The organism is Streptomyces pseudogriseolus, from assembly GCA_002154585.1.
GTDB lineage: Bacteria > Actinomycetota > Actinomycetes > Streptomycetales > Streptomycetaceae > Streptomyces > Streptomyces pseudogriseolus.
In genome coordinates, this window is record MUNG01000610.1 from 1 (window position 1) to 2,206 (window position 2,206).

At 75.6% G+C, this 2,206-nt stretch carries 1 protein-coding gene and 1 pseudogene; both read right to left on the reverse strand.

From position 1 onward, the window contains the following. Window positions 1–1,333, reverse strand: a pseudogene (locus tag CCN29_RS33395) (LuxR family transcriptional regulator); the annotation flags it as partial. A gap of 219 nt (window positions 1,334–1,552) precedes the next feature. Further along, on the reverse strand, window positions 1,553–2,206 hold a 654-nt coding region (locus CCN29_RS33400; protein ID WP_086686233.1), incomplete at its 5' end, for a poly(ethylene terephthalate) hydrolase family protein.

Here is a 2,206-nt window from a genome sequence, read left to right on the forward strand (position 1 = left end):
GGGCCGAGAGGCAGGCGGTGGGGTCGCCCGCGGACCAGGCCGCGTCCGCCGCGGCGAGCGTCGCGCGGGCGGCGGCGGGCGGGGGCAGCAGGTCGGCCGCCAGCAGGAAGGACTCCCTGGCGTCCTCGACGGGGCCGTCGGCCAGGAGTACCGCGCCCCGCAGCAGTTCGGCGCCGCCCCGCACCGACGCGGGCGCGGAACGGCCGCGCGCCCGCTCCAGCAGGCGCAGGGCGTCGGCGGTGTGGCCGGCGAGGAGCGCCTGCTGTGCGGCGGCGAGGTGGCGGCGGGCGCGTTCGGCCCCGTCCGGCGTGAGATCGGCCGCGCGGGTCAGGGCCCTGCGGCGGAGGGCGGGGGGCGCCGTGCACGCCGGGTCGGTGACCGCCCGGGTCAGCGAGGCCGCCACGTCGGGGGCGGGGCCGGTTGTCGCCCAGGAGCGGTGGAGCAGCGGGAGGAGCTCGTCCGGTTCCGTCGCGGCCTCCGCGAGGGCGAGGTGCGCGGCGCGCCGGTGTGCGGAAGGCGCGGTGGCGTACACGGCGCGGAGCATCAGCGTGCTGCGGAAGCGGAGGCGGCCCTCGCCGCGGGTGAGCAGGTCGGGCAGGGGCCCGTCGATCGCGGAGGGGCACGCGCGGAGGACGAGTTCCTCGTCCGCGTCCTCCTCCCCCGTCGCCCGCGCGGCGGCGGCCGTGGTCAACGGCAGGCCGCCGGGGTCGTCGGGCAGACGGTCGCCGGCCACCTCCGCCAGCACCTCACCGGTGACCAACGGGGGCAGCTCGCGCCGCCCGCTCAGCTGGGCCGACGACAGACGCCGTACCAGGGCGAGCAGCAGCGCGGGGTTGCCCTCGGCCGCCGTGATCAGTTCCTCCCGGACGGCGGGGTCGACGGCCTCGTCCGCGGCGTCCCGGACCAGCAGGGCCGCGTCCGCGGGGGTGAGCGGGCCGAGGCGCAGCACGGGCAGGTCCGCCAGCTCGGGGGCGACGCGGCGATGGTCGGGGACGGTCACCAGGAGGGCCGCCCGCACGCCCGTCCCCCGGATGCGCGCGGCGGCGCGGGCGAGCGTGGCGCGTGCCGGCGCGTCCCAGAGGTGGGCGTCGTCCACGCACAGGAGGACGGGGGCGGCCGCCGTGGCCGGCCGGAGGGCGTCGTCCAGCTCGTGCGCCTGATCGGCACGGAGGTGCCGCACCGGTCCCGCGCGGAAGAGGCGGGCGGCGTGGTCGAGGAACGTGGTGCGGCCGCAACCGGGTTCACCGGTCACGACGCGGACGCCGCCGTCGGTACGCAGCGCGTCCAGCAGCTCGGCGGTCAGCCGCTGACGCGCGGTCGTGTGTCCGGTCATCTCCGCGACCTTACTCACGCGTAAGGTCAGGCGGAAGGTGGCCGACCGGCGAGGAACCGTCGCCGGTCGAACGCCGGACAGCCGTGTCATCAGCGGCTTTCACCCGGTGCCGTACACCCTGGACTGTGCCGTGGCCCATGGACGGCGGCGGTCCGCGGTGCCCGCGCACAACGGCGGTGGCGGCCCGCGCCGTGCGCGGACCGCCACCGGTGGGTGTCGTCAGGAGGTGTGCGGGCAGTTGCCCCGCGACTCCTCGATCGTCAGGCTCGGGCGCGGCAGCGGGCACAGGAACTGCTCGTAGCGGGTGTCGTTGTCGATGAAGCGCTTCAGCCACGAAATGCTGTACTTCGCGATCGTCGTGTTCGACGAGTTCGGGGTGAAGTGGGTGGCGTTGTTGAGCTCCAGATAGGCCCGGTCCAGGGAGGACGGCAGGTTGTTGTAGAAGGGCTCGGCGTGGCTGGAGACCGGAGCGATGGTGTCGCCGTCGGCGCCGAAGATCAGGGTGGGGGTCCGGACCTCGGACCAGGTCTTGTCGAGGTTCCAGGGCGTCAGCGGGATCGCCGCCTGGAGGGAGGGCCGGTCCTTGGCGGCTTCGAGGGAGCCGCCGCCGCCCATCGAATGGCCCATGACGCCCAGTCTGCTGCTGTCGACACGGTTGCGGATCAGGCTGCGCTGGGTGAGGTAGTCCAGCGCGGCCAGCAGCTGGTCGCCCCGTGAGGCGGGCTGGTCGAGGGTGGTGAGGGTGTCGATGGTGAACACCACGAAGCCCTGGGAGGCCAGGCGCGGGCCCAGCCAGGAGATGGACGACTCGAGCGCGGTGTAACCGGGCGAGACGGCGACGGCGCCGAAGGTGCCGTCGCCGTCTCGCCCGGT